Source organism: Stenotrophomonas sp. YJH_SMC_127, assembly GCF_059372445.1.
In genome coordinates, this window is sequence record NZ_JCAFVO010000008.1 from 91,203 (window position 1) to 109,568 (window position 18,366).

An 18,366-nucleotide genomic window follows, 5' to 3' on the forward strand; every position below is an offset into this window, starting at 1 on the left:
CGCAGCACCCCACACCGAAGCACCCCCATGACCCCGATCCCCGAGACCGTGCCGCCCACCGAAGTGCGCATGGCTGAAATCGTCTTCCCCAACCACACCAACCACCTGGGCACCCTGTTCGGTGGCCAGGCATTGGCATGGATGGACAAGGCCGCGTTCCTGGCCGCCGCCCGCTATTCGCGCCGCACCGTGGTGACCGCGCGCAGCGACCAGGTCGACTTCAAGCTGCCGATCCGCATCGGCCAGATGGTGGAAACCATCGGCCGCATCGTCGAAGTCGGCCGCAGCTCGATGAAGGTCGAGGTGGAACTGGTCGCCGAGGACCTGCACAGCGGCGAGCGCAAGCTGTGCACCCGCGGCCACTTCGTGATGATCGCGCTGGACGAGGAAGGCCACCCGATCGCGGTGGCGCCGCTGCCGGCCGCCTGAGACCACCGGCTGAACCGGTGCTTGCGGGGGCGCTGCGGCGCCCCCATCTGGCAGCCATGACCCTGCCACTGACCGACTTCATCGACCGCGCCCAGCGCCTGTTCGTGCTGACCGGCGCGGGTTGCAGCACCGCCTCGGGCATACCCGATTACCGGGATGCCGACGGCCAGTGGAAACGCACACCGCCGGTGACCTACCAGGCCTTCATGGGCGAGGCGACCACCCGCCAGCGTTACTGGGCGCGCAGCCTGCTGGGCTGGCCGCGCTTCGGCCTGGCCCGGCCCAACGGCACCCACCAGGCCCTGGCCGCCCTGGAAAGCCGCGGCAAGCTGCAGGTGCTGCTGACCCAGAACGTGGACGGCCTGCACCAGCGCGCCGGCAGCCGCAACGTGATCGACCTGCATGGCCGCCTGGATCTGGTGCGCTGCATGGGCTGCGAGCGCCGCAGTGGCCGCGAGGATTTCCAGCAGCGGCTGCTGGACGCCAATCCCGGCTGGGACGCGCTGGAGGCCGGCATCGCCCCCGACGGTGATGCCGACCTGGAGACCGATTTCTCCACATTCGTGGTGCCCGATTGCCCGCACTGCGGCGGCGTGCTGAAGCCGGACGTGGTGTTCTTCGGCGAGAACGTGCCGCGCGAGCGGGTGGCGGCGGTGCACGATCATCTGCAGCAGGCCGATGCGGTGCTGGTGGTGGGCTCGTCACTGATGGTCTATTCCGGCTTCCGCTTCGTGCAGGCGGCGGCGAAGGCAGGGTTGCCGGTGGCGGCGCTGAACCGCGGCCACACCCGTGCCGACGACCTGCTGTTGTTCAAGGATGAGCGGGACTGCGCTGAAGCCTTGTCCGGTTGGGTGGCGGGCTGAGCCGAGCGTGGGCTCGGCTCTACAAGGGGCTGTTCGGCGCTCGGCGGCATGATCGACTGCGAAACAGCGATCCATCCAGACGGTTGATCCAGAAGCCGCGCAGCGGTGCAATACGCACCCCCTACGTCGTTCATCACCCCCTTGAGCCAGCTGTTTTCGCCGATCTCGTTCGGCCCCCTGACCCTGTCCAACCGCATCGTCATCGCGCCGATGTGCCAGTACTCCGCCGAAGACGGCCGCGCCAGCGACTGGCACGCCATGCACCTGGGCAACCTGGCGCAGTCCGGCGCCGGCCTGTTGATCCTGGAAGCCACCGCGGTCGAGCCGCGCGGCCGCATCAGCTGGGCCGACCTGGGCCTGTGGGATGACGGCACCGAGGCCGCGCTGGCACAGGTGCTGGCCAGCGTCCGCCGCTGGTCGCCGATGCCGCTGGGCATCCAGCTGGGCCATGCCGGCCGCAAGGCATCCACCGCCCGTCCGTGGGACGGGGGTGGCCAGTTGCCGGCCGGCGATGCGCGTGGCTGGGCCACCGTGGCGCCGTCGCCGCTGCCGTTCCATGCCGCCGATCCGGCACCGCAGGAACTGGACGAGGCCGGCATCGCCGAGGTCATCGCCGCCTTCGCTGCCAGTGCGGTGCGCGCCGAGCGCCTGGGCTTCGAGCTGATCGAGCTGCATGCCGCGCACGGTTACCTGCTGCACCAGTTCCTGTCGCCGCTGAGCAACCGCCGCACCGATGGTTACGGTGGGTCGCTGCCGAACCGCCTGCGCCTGCTGGTGGAAGTGTTCGACGCGGTACGCGCGGCGGTGTCCGACAAGGTCGCCGTGGGCGTGCGCATTTCCGCCAGCGACTGGGTCGATGGCGGCTGGGACCTGGTGCAGAGCGAAGCGCTGGCCCAGGTGCTGGACGCGCGCGGCTGCAATTTCCTGCATGTCTCCAGTGGCGGCCTGGACGAGCGCCAGAAGATCACCGTCGGCCCCGGTTACCAGGTGCCGTTCGCGGCGGCGATCAAGGCCAAGGTGCGCATGCCGGTGATCGCCGTGGGCATGATCACCGAACCGGAGCAGGCCGAATCGATCCTGCGCCATCGCCACGCCGATGCCGTGGCCCTGGCGCGCGGCATCCTCTACGACCCGCGCTGGCCGTGGCATGCCGCCGCCGCATTGCGCGACAGCGTTGAACCGGCGCCGCAGTACCTGCGCTGCGAGCCGCGCGATGCGCGCGGCGTGTTCAAGGCGCGCTGAGGCTCACACCCGCCAGGCCGGCGCCATGCCGGCCTGCAGGTGCTCGAACAGCGCGCGGATCTTGGCGGTGAAGTCGCGGCGATCGCTGACGCAGAAATAGACCTCCATCGGCTCCGGACGCCACGTGCTGTCGGCGCCGAACACGGCCTGCAGGCGTCCATCGCGCAGGTAGGGCTGGGCCACGAACGCAGCCAACCGCGTGATGCCGGCACCGGCCGCCGCCAGCGACGCCAGCGCATCGATGTCATCGCAGACCATGCTCGGCGGTAGCACGGCGTCCACACGCTGGCCGTCCTTCAGCAGGCCCCAGCGCAACGGCCGGCCATCGGTGGGGAAGCGGTGCAGCAGCCCGCGATGGCTGCCCAGATCCGATGGTTCCTGCGGGGTGCCATGGGCCTTCAGGTAGGCCGGCGAGGCGCAGAACACGAACGGCACGCGTGCCAGCTGCCGTGCGACCACGCCGTCTTCCAGCTGCGCGCCGATGCGGATGCTGGCATCCACCGCCTCTGGACCATGCTGCACGGCGCGGTCGGTCAGCCGCAGTTCCAGCTGCAGCTGCGGGTAGCGTTGCTGCAGTGACGGCAGCAACGGGGCCAGCACGTGGCGGCCGAACGCGCTGCTGCTGGCGATGCGCAGCGGCCCGGCCGGTTCGATATCACCGGAGGTGACCATCGCCTGCGCGCGCGCCAGGTCGGCCTCGATGTGGCGGACCTGCGCCAGGTACAGCGCGCCGGCCTCGCTGAGCGCCAGCTGGCGCGTACTCCGGTTCAGCAGCCGTACGCCCAGATGCGCTTCCAGCCGGTTGATGTTCTGGCCGACTGCGGTGGCGCTGATGCCAAGGATGCGGGCCGCGGCGGCAATGCTGCCGGTCTCTGCGGTGCGGGTGAAGCTGCGGATCAGTTGCAACAGGTTCATGACCGACCAGCTTGCCACGGTGATGGCCAAGTATCGCTTGGGACTGAACCAAGCGGTTCGGTTGCATCGGTGATCATCCGGCTGCTGGGCAGGAAGCTGCCCTACACTGTGGCGATGCGCCCCGATTCCATCCTCACCCTGTCCTGCCCCGACCGTACCGGCATCGTCTATCGCGTGTCCGGCCTGCTGTTCGACCACGGCTGCAACATCCTCGACGCCCAGCAGTTCGGCGATGAGGAAAGCGGCCGCTTCTTCCTGCGCGTGCATTTCGACCGTGACGCCGGCCTGCCGCTGGAGACCGTGCACGCCGCGATGGCCACGCTTGCCGAAGGCTTCGGCATGGACTGGCAGCTGCATGATGGCCGCCGCCGGGCACGCCTGCTGGTGCTGGTCAGCAAGCAGGGGCACTGCCTCAACGACCTGCTGTTCCGCGCCCACAGCGGCCAGCTGAAGGTCGACATTGCCGCGGTGGCCTCCAACCACGCCGACTTCGCGCCATTGGCCGCGTCCTACCAGGTACCGTTCCACCACCTGCCGGTGACCGCCGATACGCGTGCGGTGCAGGAGCACCAGATCATCGACCTGGTCGAGCGCGAGCGCATCGACCTGGTGGTGCTGGCGCGCTACATGCAGATCCTGTCACCCACGCTGTGCCGCGCGCTGGCCGGGCGTGCGATCAACATCCATCACAGCTTCCTGCCCAGCTTCAAGGGCGCGCAGCCGTACCACCAGGCGCACGCGCGCGGGGTCAAGATCATCGGCGCCACCGCGCACTACGTCACCGAGGATCTGGACGAAGGACCGATCATCGAACAGGACGTGGCCCGCGTTGACCATGCGATGGCACCGCGCGAACTGGTGCGGCTGGGCAGCGATACCGAATCGCTGGTGCTGGCACGCGCCGTGCGCCGCCATGTGGAGCACCGCATCCTGCTCAACGGGCATCGCACGGTGGTGTTCCGGTAATCGCCCATCCCGCGTCCGCCGGGCATGGCCCGGCGCTACGCACGGATGTGATCCGGTAGTGCCGGCCGCTGGCCGGCAACTGCAGGGATCCAGGCGTTGCCGGCCAGCGGCCGGCACTACCGTCGTGGGTCAGGCGGTCGCGATTCCCGCCTTGCCCAGCGCATCGCGCACCATCGCGTCGTTGGCTTCGGTCACCGGCCGGGTCAGGTCCCACAGGAACTTCACCCGGAAGCCGGACTTCACCGCATCCTGCGCGCTCCACAGCACGCAGTAGTCGCGGGCCAGGCCGCACACGTGCACTTCGCGGATGCGGCGCTCGTGCAGCCAGCCGGCCAGGCCGGTGGCCGGGCGCTCGCCATCTGGGCCATGGTTCTCGCGGAAGGCGCTGTACGAATCCACCTGTTGGCGCGTGCCCTTGCGCAGGATCAGGTCGGCCACGGTCCAGTCCACGCCCGGGTGCAGCGCGGCACCGGCGCTGCCCTGCACGCAGTGGTCCGGCCACAGCGTCTGCGGCTGCGCGTGCAGCAGGATGGTCTCGAAGGGGCGTTGGCCGGGGTGCTGGCTGGCGAACGAGGCATGGTCGGCCGGGTGCCAGTCCTGGGTCGCCACCACGGTGCGGTAGCGGCGCTGCGCCAACAGATCGGCGATCGGTGCCACCAGCGCATCGCCCTGGTCGCAGGCCAAGGCGCCACCGGGCATGAAGTCCGGCTGCAGGTCGATCACCAGCAGGGCGACATCGGCGGGCAGGGCGGTCATGGCAGGTCCGCTACAACAGAAGGGGCGACCAGCGTGGCCGCCCCATGCCTGCACGTCAATCGCCCTGTGGCGTCCCAGCGTCCTGCCCGTAGTACAGCAGGCCGATCCTGATCCGCTCGCGGCCATTCTCGCGGCGATGGCGGTTGGCATCGCGAAGCGAGTACACGCAGCCGCAGTATTCCTGCTGGTAGAACTGCTCGCGCTTGCTGATCTCGATCATGCGGCTGGCGCCGCCGCCCTTGCGCCAGTTGTAGTCCCAGTACTGCAGGCCTTCATAGCGCGACGCCGCACGGATCCCGCAGTCGTTGATCTGCGCCATGTTCTTCCAGCGCGAGATGCCCAGCGACGAACTGATGGTGTCGTAGCCGTGCTCGTGCGCATACAGCGCGGTGCGCTCGAAACGCATGTCGAAGCACATCGTGCAGCGGATACCGCGTTCGGGTTCGTTTTCCATGCCCCGCGCACGGCTGAACCAGTTGTCGGTGTCGTAGTCGCAGTCGATGAAAGGAATGCCGTGCTGCTCGGCGAAGCGGATGTTCTCCTGCTTGCGCAGCTCGTATTCCTTCACCGGGTGGATGTTGGGGTTGTAGAAGAAGATCGCGTAGTCGATCCCGGAGGCGGTGATCGCCTCCATCACTTCGCCGGAACAGGGCGCGCAGCACGAATGCAGCAGCAGGCGCTTGCCGTCGGCGGGCAGGGTCAGGGTGGGGCGTTGGAGCTCGGTCATCGTCAGGTACCGCATGGACCGCCGGCAACGGCGGTGGCCCATGCATCAGCGCGTGGGTGAACGGGTCTGGCCGGATACCGTGAACAGGACGCGCGCGGCCACACCGCCTGCACGCGCAGGACGACGACGGCCCCGGCAACCTCCCCGCGGAGATTCCAGGTCGAGTCAGGGGACGGTCGTGTCCCCCGGCCGGGGCCGGTATTCGGGCTGATGGACACGGGCCGCAGCCCACCTACTACCCGCCGCTTCCCAGGCGCGAGCCCAGTGCTGTTGGCAGGATTCGTTTCCATTCACCGCTGCGGGGCAGCTCCGGAATGGACGCGCGAGGCGCCTTCACCGGATTCCCGTTTAAATCCCTCCCCGCGCCGCAGCGATGGGAGGGATACCTTCGGCGTGTGCAAGGTGGACCTGTTGGTGGCGCCGGTCAAGAGCGCAGGGGTCAGAACCCGCTACGCTGCAACGGGATCCGACCCCAGCGGAAGGAAGGGGTCGGATCCCGCTGCCACGCAGCGGGCTCTGACCCCGGTCGGGATGCACCTTCAATGCCCCACGGCCGCCCGCGTGCGGATGTCGTCCAGCCGCTGGTCGTGCAGCAGGCGGCCGTTCTCCCACACGGTCACCATTGCGTCCTCGAAGCCGTCCGGCAGGGTGTCGTCGCCGTTGGCCGGCAGTGGCACCGTATGCAGGCTGCCATCGTCCAGGCGGCGCAGCAGGCGCATGCGGCCACGCTTGCTGGCCTTGCCGGCGTCGGTGACCGGATCCTTGTAGACGTCGATCCACTCACCCTCGACCCGCGCCGCCGAGCACTTCAGTGCGAACTTCTGCGTATCGCGGTCCAGCCGCTGCAGCAGCGCACCGCCCATGCCGAAGGCTACGTTGTCGGCGGCGTAGCCGTCGTCGGTGATGCGTTGCAGGATGGTGCGGATGGTATCCGGGTTGATGCCATCGCCCTGGATCACCCGCACGTGGTTGAGCACGCGGTAGCCCTTGCCGTTGAGGGTGTGGCCGAACGCTTCATCCAGCCGGCGCAGGCTTTCGGCAACCACCTCCACCGGGTCGCCCGAGTCGGGGCGGATGACCAGGGTGGCGCCCGAGGCGATCACGTCATCGCGCAGGGTGGTACCCCAGTGCTCGCTGATGGCGCGGTAGATGTCATAGCTGTCCGATACCACCGCCACGATCGCACCGGGCGTGCCGAACTGGCGCAGCATGTTGCGGTAGGCGTCCACCTCGCGCTCGCGGCCCCAGCTGGTGATGGTGCTGTGCTCGGCGGCGGGAATCGAATAGCCGGCCATCGGCGCGTGATAGTGCGCGCGCGCCAGGCACAGCGCCGATACGGTATCGGTGCCGAGGAAGTTGACCAGGTGTGCGGCACCGCCCAGCGCGGCCGATTCCAGGCTCGATACACCGCGCGCGCCGAAGTCATGCAGCTTGAACGGCAGCTGCCCCTGCGGGTCGTCGCTGGTCTGCTGCAGGAACGCGGCAATGGTCTGCCGTGCGTGCCAGCTGATGGTGGCCACGGTGACCGGGTACCACACGCGCAGCAGCAGCGTTTCCAGGTACGACGGCACCCAGAACGCGGCCGGATCGGTCGATTCGATGGTCATCAGCGCCTGGTGGGTGGGCACCACGCTGCCCTCGGGAACGGCGCGGATGCGCACCGGCAGGTGGCCGCCAAGCCGGTCGACGATATCGCGCCAGCCGGCCTCGTTGAACGGTTCGCCATGCGCGGCGAATACCGCAGCAGCGTCGTCGATGTCGGCGTGGGTGACCGGCCGTGCCAGCGCGTCCTTGAGGATCGCCTGCAGGCCGAAGAACACCGTGCGATCGTGCAGGCCGCCACGTGATTCGACGTAGAAGAACGTGGCATCGGTACCCGGCGGGTACTGCAGCCAATGGCTGGCCTTGTAGCTGTCGGTGTTGAGGAGAAGATTATCGAGGTAGTGCATGACGGAAGCTCCTTCGCGTCGGGTGGCACCGGCGGTCTATCCGCCAGTGGGAAAGCCGGGCCGGTCAGCCGCGGCCGAGGAAATACTCCAGGATGTGCAGGTGGTCTTCGAACAGCTGCGGGCCCATGTCCAGGGCCTCACTCACCGGTATCCAGCGTGCCTTGTCGGCATCGTCGCCACCGCGCACCGGCGGCAGCTCGCCGGCCGGAAACTCGAAGTGGAAACCGTGGGTGATGGTGCGGCCACGCTGGCTGCGGTCCGGGTGGTCGAACACCTGCTGGCCCTTCAGCGACCCCTTCAACACCGGCAACGGAATCTTCAGCCGGGTTTCCTCGCGCAGTTCGCGCAGGCAGCTGTCGAGCAGGCTCTGTTCCTGGCCGACGAAGCCGCCGGGCAATGCCCACAGCCCCTTGCCGGGTTCCGAGCGGCGACGCACCAGCAGCACGTGGCCCGAATGCACCACCACCGCATCGGTGGTGACGAAGGTGGGCGCGTAGGGCGCATCCTTCCAGGCGGCCTTGTACTGTTCGATGAAGCGGTACTCGGCCACCAGCTGGCCATAGGCAGGCGCGCTCTTGCGGAACGCTTCAAGCATGTCATACACCGGCGCCGGCACATTGCCACGCAGCATCAGCAGCGCGCCGTGGAAGTCGACGTCGCCGGCTTCGAACAGGTAGCGCCGCAGCTCGGTGGCCGACAGGGTGGCGGTGTGCTGCACGTCCACCAGCGGCCACTGCGGGAACTCGCGCAGGTAGTAGCTGGACGCATCCTTGTCCATGCCGATCAGGCCCACCCTGGCATCGGCGGCGGCACCGTCGTTGCGCAGGGCGTCAGCCACCTGGCGCTGCACGTTGGCGATCCACTGTGCTTCGTTGTACAGGTGGTCACGCAGCGGGCGGATCAGCAGACGGTCGGTGTGGCCGTCGAGGGCCGCCTGGATCATCACGGCGCGCTCGGCCACGGTCCAGGGATTGCGCAGGCTGCGGGGGGTATCGGCAGAGCCGACCAGGAAGATCAGCTTGCGGGCCCGGCTCAGGGCCAGGCGGGCAACGGCGGCGTGGCCGTTGTGGAAGGGCTCGAATCGCCCGATGAAGACGAGATAGTCGAATTCCATGAGAATCCCTCATGTCGTTGTGGCAGCCGCGGGTCTGTCCCTTGGCTTGCTGCAGATGCTACGCCGATGGCGGGGCGGGTCAAGCCTGCAGCCGTGCTTTCTGCTGAACGGCGCATTGCGTGCGCGGACTGCGCCGTTGTTCTCAGGCCCTGAGAAGCCGCTGCGCCATACTGCAACCCACGCGGCGGACGGCATGCTCGGGGGCAAGACAGTGGCGGACAAGTACTGCGATCTGGTCATGAAAGGCGGCATCACCAGCGGCATCGTGTACCCCAATGCGGTACTGGCGCTGGCCCGCGAGTATCGCTTCAAGAGCATCGGCGGCACTTCAGCCGGCGCCATTGCGGCAGCGGTGGCGGCTGCAGCGGCCTGCGGCGATCGCCGCCAGCAGGCCGGCGAGCAGCTGCCCGGCGATGCAGGCTATGGCGGGCTGTCGGCGGTGTCGGCACAGCTGTCCCGGCGCGGCTTCATCTACAGCCTGTTCCAGCCGGCGCGCGGCGCGCGCGCGGCCTATCGGCTGCTGGTGGTGCTGACCGGCAATGCCCGCCTGCCGCACAAACTGCTGTGCCTGGCCGTTGCGGTATTCGAGATCGCGCCGCTGGAAGTGCTGGTGTCGCTGGCGCTGCTGCTCGGCCTGGGCTGGTGGGGCGGTGGCTGGAGCGGCGTGGCCGCCACGCTGCTGCCATCACTGCTGTGCGCCTACGGTGCGGGTGTGGCCGGTGCCGCGCTGCGGGTCGCGCGGGTGGCGCGTCGCAACCTGCTGGGCCTGTGCAGCGGCCTCAGCCGCGATCCACGCAGGCCGGCGCTGACCGAGTGGTTGCATGAATGCCTGCAGCAGCTGTCGGGCAAGCCGCTGGATGCACCGTTGACCTTCGCCGACCTGCACGATGCGCCGCGCTACGCCGGTGAGCCGGACAGCCCGCATGCGATCAGCCTGCAGATGATCACCACCTGCATCTCACACAATGAGCCGCGCACGCTGCCGCTGGGCGGTGCGCAGTTCTGGTTCCTGCGCGAGGAGTTCGAGCAGCTGTTCCCCGCCAGCGTGGTGCAGTGGCTGGTGAGCCAGGCCGGCCCGCCGCTGGAGGTGGACGGGCGGCAGTACTACCACCTGCCACAGGGCCCGAAGCTGCCGGTGCTGGTGGCCACGCGCATGAGCCTGAGCTTCCCGCTGCTGATCAGCGCGGTGCCGCTGCATGAACCCTCACGCCGCGAACGACGCTGCGAACCGACCGCCCCTGCGGCCGACCAGGAGCACAACGTTGCCGACAGCATGGAAGGGCTGACCAGTGCCGGGCAGACCTGCGGCCCGGTGATCACCGCCTTCCGCATCTGCTGGTTCTCCGATGGCGGCATCAGCAGCAACTTCCCGATCCATCTGTTCGACGCCGCCCTGCCGCGTTGGCCGACCTTCGCCATCAACCTGGTCTATCCACAGCACGCCGAAGCGGTGAGCCAGGGCAGCGGCGGCCGCCAGGCGCTGGAACATGCGGTGTTCCTGCCCACCGAAAACCGCCACGGCTGGCAACGGCATTACCAGTCCATCGCCACGCCACTGGCCGCAGCCGAGCTGGGTCGTTTCCTGTTCGCGGTGGTGGCGACCATGCAGAACTGGCGCGACCTGCTGCAGGCGCGCGCACCGGGCTACCGCGACCGCATCGTGCACGTCAGCCTGCAGGGCGACGAAGGCGGCATGAACCTGGACATGCCGCAGGAGGTACTCTCCCGCATCGCCGACAAGGGCAGCCTGGCCGGTGCGCGCTTCTGTTCGTTCTCGTTCGAGAACCACTACTGGATCCGCTGGCGCAACCTGGCCTCGGCCTACCAGCGCTACACGCTGGAAGTGGCGCGCACCGATGATCCGGCGCAGCAGGTGCTGGCCTACCGCGCGGCGTACGCGATGGTCGCCAGCGGTCAGCCGACGCCACCGTCGTACAAGCTGGGCTCGGAAGACAAACGGCTGGCCTCGCAGCAGTTGTGGGGCTTGATGGTCGAGCAGGGCCGCACCTGGGAGGACCTCGGCCCGGACCTTACCGACGGCGCACCGCGTCCGCTGCCGCAGATGAAGGTGACCCCGATCTACTGACCCGATCCTGCGGTCGAATCGGCGTCAGATCCGTTTCCGCAGGAAAACGGATCTGACCCCGCAGTGGTTGCTGCTCTTGCCGGCCAGCGGCCGGCACTACCGCAGGTGCAGGGCGCAGCCCTGCAGAACCCCCTATCGCCCCGGCAACTGCGCGAACGCGCGCTGCATGCAGTCCTCGCGCGGGCACACCCGGCACCCCGGGCCGATCGATACCGAATTGCCCGGGCTCTGCACATCCAGCCCCAGTGAATACACCAGGCGTTCGGCATGCTGCAGGTCGCAGCCCAGCGCCACCGCGAAGGTCTTGCGCGGTTGGCCATGGCCGACCGGGCCACTGCTGACCTGCCGCGCCAGCCAGAAATGGCGGCGCCCATCGGGCATGCGCGCGGTCTGGGTGAGGATGCGCCCGGGTTGGTTGAACGCCTCGTAGACGATCCACAGCGGGCACGATCCACCCACCTGCGAGAAGTGGAAATCGGTGGCCGAATGGCGCTTTGAGACGTTGCCCGCCCGATCCACGCGGATGAAGAAGAACGGCAGGCCGGGCGCGCTGCGCCGTGCCAGCGTGCTCAGCCGATGGCAGACCGCTTCGAAGCCGACGCCGAACTGGTGTGCCAGCAGTTCGATGTCGTAGCTGCTGGTTTCGGCTGCACGCAGGAAGCGCATGTACGGCATCACCAGCGCACCGGCGAAATAGTTGGAGAGACCGATCCGCGCCTGCGCGATGCGTGCCTCATCGGTGAACCCGGCGCGCGCCACCACCGCATCGATCTGCGGCAGGTAGCCATGCAGGGCCAGCTCGGCCGCCATCTGGAACGCCTGCTGTCCGGGCTCCAGGTAATCGGGCAGCCACAGCCGCCGCGCACCGGCATCGTAGTGCCGCTTTTCGCGCCCGGCCTGCAGTGCGGCCACTTCCACCAGCACGCCATGGCGGTCGGCCAGCAGCTGGCGCAGCCGCGGTGCCACATGCCCGGGCGACAGCCCCCATTCGGCGAACAGCTGCTCGGCCAGCTCGTCCAGCTCGGGAATGTGGTTGTGCATGCGGTTGAAGAACTCGCGCACCTGGTCACCGGCGGGCAGGGTGCTGCCGGCGCCGGGCTCGCCCAGCTGGAACTCCAGTGCGGCCGCGTGCTCGCGCAGCGCCAGGTGACGACGGTGCAGGTCCAACAGCGCGCGGCTGACCTGCGGCAGGTTCCCGGCCAGCGCGCGCAGTTCGGTCGCGCTGACCTCGGCCAGGCCCAGGTCGCGCAGGGTTTCGCCCAGCGCTTCCTGCAGGGCGGCGGGCTCATCGTCATCGAACAGCGAGGAAACGTCGCCCAACACCTCTCCCAGCTTCTTCTGCACCGCCGGTGTCAGTGGGCGCTTGTTGCGCTCGATCTGGTTCAGGTAGCTGGCCGACAGCCCCAGCGCACGCGCCAGATCGGCCTGGCTGTAGCCGCGCTGCTCGCGCAGCCGCAGCAGGCGCAGGCCGAGTTGCCGCTGGGGAGCTGAATAATTCACAGAATTAACAGGAATCGTGGGGCGCGTTGGCCAGATTAAGCGGATTCAGCCCGGAAATCGAGCCGGGTGCTGTGAATAATGCCAAGCATCTTTCGCACCCTGTGGGATTGTCGTCATGACTGTTGCAGCGCCCCGTATCCGCATGCTGATCGATGGCCAGTTCGTTGAATCGGCCACTTCCCACTGGCAGGACGTGATCAATCCGGCCACCCAGGACGTGCTGGCCCAGGTGCCGTTCGCCACCACCGGCGAAGTGGACGCCGCCGTCGCCGCCGCCAAGGAAGCCTTCAAGACCTGGCGCAAGACCCCGATCGGCACCCGCGCGCGCATCTTCCTGAAGTACCAGCAGCTGATCCGCGAAAACATGAGTGAGCTGGCCCACATCCTCACCGCCGAACAGGGCAAGACCCTGCCGGACGCCGAAGGTGATGTGTTCCGCGGCCTGGAAGTGGTCGAGCACGCCGCCGCCATCGGCAACCTGCAGCTGGGCGAGCTGGCCAACAACGTGGCCAATGGCGTGGACACCTACACGATCATGCAGCCGCTGGGCGTGTGCGCTGGCATCACCCCGTTCAACTTCCCGGCGATGATTCCGCTGTGGATGTTCCCGATGGCGATTGCAACGGGCAACACCTTCATCCTCAAGCCGTCCGAGCAGGACCCGATGGTCACCATGCGCCTGGTCGAGCTGGCGCTGGAAGCCGGCATTCCCAAGGGCGTGCTGAACGTCGTCCACGGCGGCGAGGAAGTGGTCAACGCGATCTGCGACCACCCGGACATCAAGGCCGTGTCGTTCGTCGGGTCCACCCGCGTCGGCACACACGTCTACAACCGCGCCTCGCTGGCCGGCAAGCGCGTGCAGTGCATGATGGGCGCCAAGAACCACGCCGTGGTGCTGCCGGACGCCAACAAGGAACAGACCCTCAACGCAATGGTCGGTGCCGCCTTCGGTGCCGCTGGCCAGCGCTGCATGGCGGCTTCCACGCTGGTGCTGGTCGGTGAAGCGCGCAACTGGGTGCAGGACCTGGTGGCCAAGGCCCAGACCCTGAAGGTCAGCGCCGGCACCGTGTCCGGTACCGACGTCGGCCCGGTCATCTCCTGCAGCGCCCGCGAGCGCGTGGAAGGCCTGATCGCCTCGGGCGTGGAGCAGGGCGCCAAGCTGGTGCTCGATGGCCGCAAGCCGCAGGTCGATGGCTTCGAGAAGGGCAACTTCGTTGGCCCGACCATCTTTGCCGGTGTCACCACCGACATGCGCATCTACCAGGAAGAAATCTTCGGGCCGGTGCTGGTCATCCTCGAAGCGGAAACGCTGGAAGAGGCCATCGCGATGGTCAACAGCAACCCGAACGGCAACGGCACCGCACTGTTCACCCAGTCCGGCGCTGCCGCGCGCAAGTTCCAGGAAGACATCGACGTCGGCCAGGTCGGCATCAACGTGCCGATCCCGGTGCCGGTGCCGCTGTTCTCGTTCACCGGTTCGCGCGCCTCCAAGCTGGGTGACCTGGGCCCGTATGGCAAGCAGGTGGTGCTGTTCTACACCCAGACCAAGACGGTCACCGCGCGCTGGTTCGATGACGAGACGCTGAGCCACGGCGTCAACACCACGATCAGCCTGAAGTAACGGCAGGAGCAGCCATGAGCCACTCGATGACGACGGAACTGGAAGAAGCGCAGCAGGCGTACCGCGAGGCGGCGCGCGACTTCGCACAGGCCGAACTGGCGCCGCACGCCGCGCGATGGGATGCGGAGGGCATCTTTCCGCGCGAGGCGATCGCCAAGGCCGGTGAGTTGGGCTTCTGCGGTCTGTACATGGACCCGGAAGTGGGCGGCAGCGGCCTGAGCCGACTGGACGCCGCCGTCGTCATCGAGGAGCTCGCCAACGTCGATCCGTCGACCGCGGCGTACATCAGCATCCACAACATGGCCTCGTGGATGGTGTCCAGGTGGGGCCAGCCGGCCCTGCGCGATGCGTGGGGCACCGATCTGTCCTCGGGCAGCAAGCTGGCCTCGTACTGCCTGACCGAACCGGGTGCGGGTTCCGATGCGGCGTCGCTGAAGACCACCGCCGTGCGCGATGGCGACTTCTACGTGCTGAACGGCTCGAAGGCCTTCATTTCCGGCGCCGGTGCCACCGAGCTGCTGGTGGTGATGGCGCGTACCGGCGGTGCCGGTGCCGGCGGTGTCAGCGCCATTGCGGTGCCGGCGGACCTGCCGGGCATCAGCTTCGGCCGCAAGGAAGAGAAGATGGGCTGGAACAGCCAGCCCACCCGTGGCATCACCTTCGAGAACGTCCGCGTGCCGGTCAGCCACCTTCTGGGAGAGGAAGGCGGCGGCTTCAAGCTGGCGATGAAGGGGCTGGACGGCGGCCGCATCAACATCGCCGCCTGCTCGCTGGGTGCCGCACAGGGTGCACTGGATGCTGCGCGCCGCTACATGGGCGAGCGCCGCCAGTTCGGCAAGGCGCTGGCCGAGTTCCAGGCGCTGCAGTTCAAGCTGGCCGACATGGTCACCCAGCTGGTGGCTGCACGGCAGATGGTGCACACCGCGGCACGCAAGCTCGATGCCGGTGCCAGCGATGCCAACGTGTGGTGCGCGATGGCCAAGCGCTTCGCCACCGATGCCGGTTTCAACGTCTGCAATGAAGCGCTGCAGATCCACGGGGGCTACGGCTACATCCGCGAATACCCGATCGAGCGCCTGCTGCGTGACTGCCGCGTGCACCAGATCCTGGAAGGCACCAACGAGATCATGCGGGTGATTGTTGCCCGTCACCTGCTCAACACCGAAGAGGAACTGCGATGAAGGATTGGCGTACCCAGGAGCACGTGGGCCTGAAGGTGGAGGTCGATGGCCACACCGCCGTGGTCACCCTGAACAACCCGCCGGCGCATACCTGGACCGTGCACAGCCTGTCGGCGCTGCGCGACCTGGTCGGCGCGCTCAACGCAGACCGCGACATCTACGCGCTGGTGATCACCGGTGATGGCGAGAAATTCTTCTCCGCCGGTGCCGACCTCAACCAGTTCGCCTCCGGCGACAAGGCCGCTGCACGTGAGGCCGCGCGCCGCTTCGGTGAAGCCTTCGAAGCGCTGTCCGGTTTCCGTGGCGTGTCGATCGCCGCGATCAACGGCTACGCCATGGGCGGTGGCCTGGAGTGCGCGCTGGCCTGCGACCTGCGCATCATTGAAGACCATGCCCAGGTCGCGCTGCCGGAGGCCACCGTCGGCCTGCTGCCGTGTGCCGGCGGTACCCAGAACCTGCCGCGCCTGGTCGGCGAGGGCTGGGCCAAGCGCATGATCCTGCTGGGTGAGCGCATCAACGCCGAGACCGCGCTGCGCATTGGCCTGGCCGAAGAAAAGGTCGGCAAGGGCGAAGCCAAGGCGCTGGCGCTGGAATGGGCGAAGAAGGCCGGCAAGCAGAGCCCGACCAGCATCGCCGCCTGCAAGACCCTGGTGCAGTCCACCCGCACCGGCACCCACGCCTCGGCGCTGGTGGCCGAGCGCGAAGCCTTCGTCGACCTGTTCGACACCGCCGACCAGGTCGAGGGCGTGACTGCCTTCCTGGAAAAGCGCGCCGCGCAGTGGAAGAACGCATGAGCACGGATACCGCTGCCGACGACGCACCGGTGCTGTTCGAAGAGCGCGTGGCCGGCAACGGCACGCGCATCGGCATCGCCACGCTCAATGCGCCGCGTACGCTCAACGGTTTCTCGCTGCCGATGGCGCACCTGCTGCTGAACCAGCTGAATGCCTGGGCCGACGACGATGGCATCGCCATGGTGGTGCTGCAGGGCGCCGGCGAAAAGGCGTTCTGTGCTGGTGGCGACCTGCACAGCCTGTACAAGGCCATGGTCGCCTTCCGTGAGGCCGGCCACAGCGACATCCGCCAGAACGCCTATGCCGCCGAGTTCTTCGACGTCGAATACCGCGTCGATTACCTCATCCACACCTACACCAAGCCGATCCTGTGTTGGGGCCACGGCATCGTGATGGGCGGCGGCATCGGCCTGATGTCCGGCGCCAGCCACCGTGTGGTCAGCGAACGCTCCAAGCTGGCCTTCCCGGAAATCACCGTCGGCCTGTTCCCCGATGTAGGTGGCAGTTGGCTGCTGTCGCGCGTGCCGGGCAAGGGTGGCCTGTTCCTGGCCCTGACCGGCGCACTGCTCAACCCGGGCGATGCCATCTACGCCGGCCTGGCCGACGTGCACGTGGCCGAAGAACGCCGCAGCGCGGTGTTCGATGCGCTGCTGCAGGTGGCCTGGTCCAATGACACCGCACACAACCACGAACGCCTGACCCATCTGCTGCAGTCGCATGCCAGCGATGCCGCCACCGGTCCACTGCTGGCCCACGCGGCGCAGGTCGATGCGTTGTGCGAAGGCGATGACCTTGAAGCCATCGTGGCGCGCATTGCCGGCCTGCAGACCGACGACGCCTGGTTGCAGGCGGCTCAGAAGACCCTTGCTGCCGGTGCACCGGGTTCGGCACGGTTGGCGTACGAACTGCAGCGCCGCAGTGCCGGCCAGGACCTGGCCGCGATCTACCGCCTGGAGTACATCGTCGCCCTGCATTGCGCCGCCCATGGTGATTTCGCCGAAGGCATCCGCGCGCTGCTGGTCGACAAGGAGCGCAACCCGCAGTGGAACCCGGCCACCCTGGCCGAGGCCACTGGCGCGTGGGCAGACACCTTCTTCGCTTCCCCCTGGGCCGACGCCGCGCATCCGCTGGCCGACCTGGGCACTCCCCTTGTTGAAAGGAGCCTTGCATGAGCCGCATTGCATTCATCGGGTTGGGCAACATGGGTGGCCCGATGGCCGCCAATCTGGTCAAGAACGGCCACAGCGTGCGCGTATTCGATCTGGTTCCGGCCGCGGTGCAGGCCGCTGTCGACGCCGGCGCCAGCGCTGCATCGTCGGCGCGCGACACCCTGGCCGATGCCGAAGTGGTGATCTCGATGCTGCCGGCCAGCCGTCATGTCGAAGGCGTGTACCTGGGCGACGACGGCATTCTTGCCGCGATCCCGGCCGGTGCACTGGTCATCGACTGCAGCACGATCGCCCCGGCCAGTGCCCGCAAGGTCTCGGAAGCGGCCGCCGCGCGTGGCCTGCAGATGATCGACGCGCCGGTGTCCGGCGGTACCGCCGGCGCCCAGGCCGGCACCCTGACCTTCATCGTCGGCGGCGAGGAAGACGCGCTGGAACGCGCACGCCCGGTGCTGCAGGCGATGGGCAAGAACATCTTCCACGTCGGCGCCAGCGGCGCTGGCCAGGTCGCCAAGCTGTGCAACAACATGGCGCTGGGCGTGATCATGGCGGTGACCGGTGAAGCCATCGCACTGGGCGTGGCGCACGGGCTGGACCCCAAGGTGCTGTCGCAGATGATGGCGGTCAGCACCGGCCGCAGCTGGGCCACCGAAGTGTGCAACCCGTGGCCGGGCGTGCTGGAGAATGCGCCGGCCTCGCGTGGCTACAGCGGCGGTTTCGGCAGCGATCTGATGCTGAAGGACATGGGCCTGGCGGTGGAAGCGGCGATGAGTGTCGGCGCTTCGATTCCGCTGGGCGAAGTGGCCCGCAATCTCTACTCGATGAACCACCAGGCCGGCCGCGGCAAGCTGGATTTCTCCAGCGTCGTGCAGCTCATCACCAGCGACCAGTAACTGGTCGCTGGTCCGCGCATTCCACCTTATCCCCGCGCCGTTGGCGCGCCCCCTTGAACAACAAGGGGGCTCTTCTCCAGAAGGATGGATGCGCGCCGCAGCGAATGCGTCCCCGGCCACGTGCTGGGGCCCACCCGAGGTGGGATGGGCGGATGCCCGGTTTC

Annotated in this window: 16 protein-coding genes and 1 riboswitch; of the genes, 10 read left to right on the forward strand and 6 right to left on the reverse strand. The window is 68.1% G+C overall.

Features of this window, described 5'->3' with window-relative positions; translation table 11 throughout:
• Nucleotides 1-27: 27 nt before the first annotated feature.
• The 3 genes from AC5QAB_RS16885 to AC5QAB_RS16895 all read left to right on the forward strand — a co-directional run bounded on the left by AC5QAB_RS16885 (nt 28) and on the right by AC5QAB_RS16895 (nt 2,534).
• Nucleotides 28-429, forward strand: a complete 402-nt coding sequence (locus AC5QAB_RS16885; RefSeq protein WP_053494645.1) for an acyl-CoA thioesterase — start codon at nt 28-30, stop codon at nt 427-429.
• Nucleotides 430-485: 56 nt separating this feature from the next.
• Nucleotides 486-1,292 (forward strand): NAD-dependent protein deacetylase, encoded by an 807-nt coding sequence (locus AC5QAB_RS16890; RefSeq protein WP_197561818.1) that lies wholly within the window; start codon nt 486-488, stop codon nt 1,290-1,292.
• 141 nt (nt 1,293-1,433) lie between these two features.
• A complete protein-coding gene (locus AC5QAB_RS16895; RefSeq protein WP_032962118.1) occupies nt 1,434-2,534 on the forward strand; it encodes an NADH:flavin oxidoreductase/NADH oxidase in 1,101 nt (366 codons plus the stop codon).
• 3 nt (nt 2,535-2,537) lie between these two features.
• On the opposite strand, the gene AC5QAB_RS16900 is transcribed toward AC5QAB_RS16895, so the two are convergent.
• A complete protein-coding gene (locus AC5QAB_RS16900) occupies nt 2,538-3,449 on the reverse strand; it encodes a LysR family transcriptional regulator (protein ID WP_164109154.1) in 912 nt (303 codons plus the stop codon).
• Nucleotides 3,450-3,563: 114 nt separating this feature from the next.
• On the opposite strand from AC5QAB_RS16900, the gene purU reads away from it, so the two are divergent.
• Nucleotides 3,564-4,415 (forward strand): formyltetrahydrofolate deformylase, encoded by an 852-nt coding sequence (gene purU / locus AC5QAB_RS16905; protein ID WP_495233513.1) that lies wholly within the window; start codon nt 3,564-3,566, stop codon nt 4,413-4,415.
• 129 nt (nt 4,416-4,544) lie between these two features.
• Here the strand turns inward: purU and pncA are convergent, their stop codons facing one another.
• The 4 genes from pncA to AC5QAB_RS16925 all read right to left on the reverse strand — a co-directional run bounded on the left by pncA (nt 4,545) and on the right by AC5QAB_RS16925 (nt 8,961).
• On the reverse strand, nt 4,545-5,171 hold the full coding sequence (gene pncA / locus AC5QAB_RS16910; RefSeq protein WP_014645585.1) for a bifunctional nicotinamidase/pyrazinamidase: 627 nt from the start codon (nt 5,169-5,171) through the stop codon (nt 4,545-4,547).
• 55 nt (nt 5,172-5,226) lie between these two features.
• On the reverse strand, nt 5,227-5,913 hold the full coding sequence (locus AC5QAB_RS16915; RefSeq protein ID WP_080281917.1) for an epoxyqueuosine reductase QueH: 687 nt from the start codon (nt 5,911-5,913) through the stop codon (nt 5,227-5,229).
• A 161-nt stretch (nt 5,914-6,074) separates the two neighbouring features.
• Nucleotides 6,075-6,304, reverse strand: a riboswitch (cobalamin riboswitch).
• A 133-nt stretch (nt 6,305-6,437) separates the two neighbouring features.
• The gene (locus AC5QAB_RS16920) at nt 6,438-7,847 is read right to left on the reverse strand and encodes a nicotinate phosphoribosyltransferase (protein WP_197561817.1); all 1,410 of its coding nucleotides are present in this window, start codon (nt 7,845-7,847) and stop codon (nt 6,438-6,440) included.
• 64 nt (nt 7,848-7,911) lie between these two features.
• Nucleotides 7,912-8,961 carry a bifunctional nicotinamide-nucleotide adenylyltransferase/Nudix hydroxylase gene (locus AC5QAB_RS16925; RefSeq protein ID WP_014645588.1) on the reverse strand — a complete coding sequence of 350 codons (1,050 nt, stop codon included), beginning with the start codon at nt 8,959-8,961 and terminating at the stop codon, nt 7,912-7,914.
• Nucleotides 8,962-9,154: 193 nt separating this feature from the next.
• On the opposite strand from AC5QAB_RS16925, the gene AC5QAB_RS16930 reads away from it, so the two are divergent.
• Entirely contained in the window at nt 9,155-11,047 is a 1,893-nt protein-coding gene (locus tag AC5QAB_RS16930) for a patatin-like phospholipase family protein (protein WP_069118146.1), read from the forward strand.
• 132 nt (nt 11,048-11,179) lie between these two features.
• Here AC5QAB_RS16930 and AC5QAB_RS16935 read toward each other — a convergent pair whose 3' ends face one another.
• A complete protein-coding gene (locus AC5QAB_RS16935) occupies nt 11,180-12,547 on the reverse strand; it encodes a helix-turn-helix domain-containing protein (protein WP_014645590.1) in 1,368 nt (455 codons plus the stop codon).
• 115 nt (nt 12,548-12,662) lie between these two features.
• Here AC5QAB_RS16935 and AC5QAB_RS16940 point away from each other — a divergent pair, with 115 nt between their 5' ends.
• The 5 genes from AC5QAB_RS16940 to mmsB are packed head-to-tail and all read left to right on the forward strand — an operon-like array spanning nt 12,663 to nt 18,202.
• Nucleotides 12,663-14,168, forward strand: coding sequence for a CoA-acylating methylmalonate-semialdehyde dehydrogenase (locus AC5QAB_RS16940; RefSeq protein ID WP_014645591.1), 1,506 nt, complete (start codon nt 12,663-12,665; stop codon nt 14,166-14,168).
• A 14-nt stretch (nt 14,169-14,182) separates the two neighbouring features.
• A complete protein-coding gene (locus AC5QAB_RS16945; protein ID WP_014645592.1) occupies nt 14,183-15,349 on the forward strand; it encodes an acyl-CoA dehydrogenase family protein in 1,167 nt (388 codons plus the stop codon).
• Nucleotides 15,346-16,143, forward strand: a complete 798-nt coding sequence (locus AC5QAB_RS16950; RefSeq protein ID WP_005407685.1) for an enoyl-CoA hydratase — start codon at nt 15,346-15,348, stop codon at nt 16,141-16,143. Before AC5QAB_RS16945 ends, AC5QAB_RS16950 begins: the two co-directional genes overlap by 4 nt.
• Nucleotides 16,140-17,315, forward strand: coding sequence for an enoyl-CoA hydratase/isomerase family protein (locus AC5QAB_RS16955; RefSeq protein WP_495233507.1), 1,176 nt, complete (start codon nt 16,140-16,142; stop codon nt 17,313-17,315). Before AC5QAB_RS16950 ends, AC5QAB_RS16955 begins: the two co-directional genes overlap by 4 nt.
• Entirely contained in the window at nt 17,312-18,202 is an 891-nt protein-coding gene (gene mmsB / locus AC5QAB_RS16960) for a 3-hydroxyisobutyrate dehydrogenase (protein WP_032962101.1), read from the forward strand. Before AC5QAB_RS16955 ends, mmsB begins: the two co-directional genes overlap by 4 nt.
• Nucleotides 18,203-18,366: the final 164 nt, after the last annotated feature.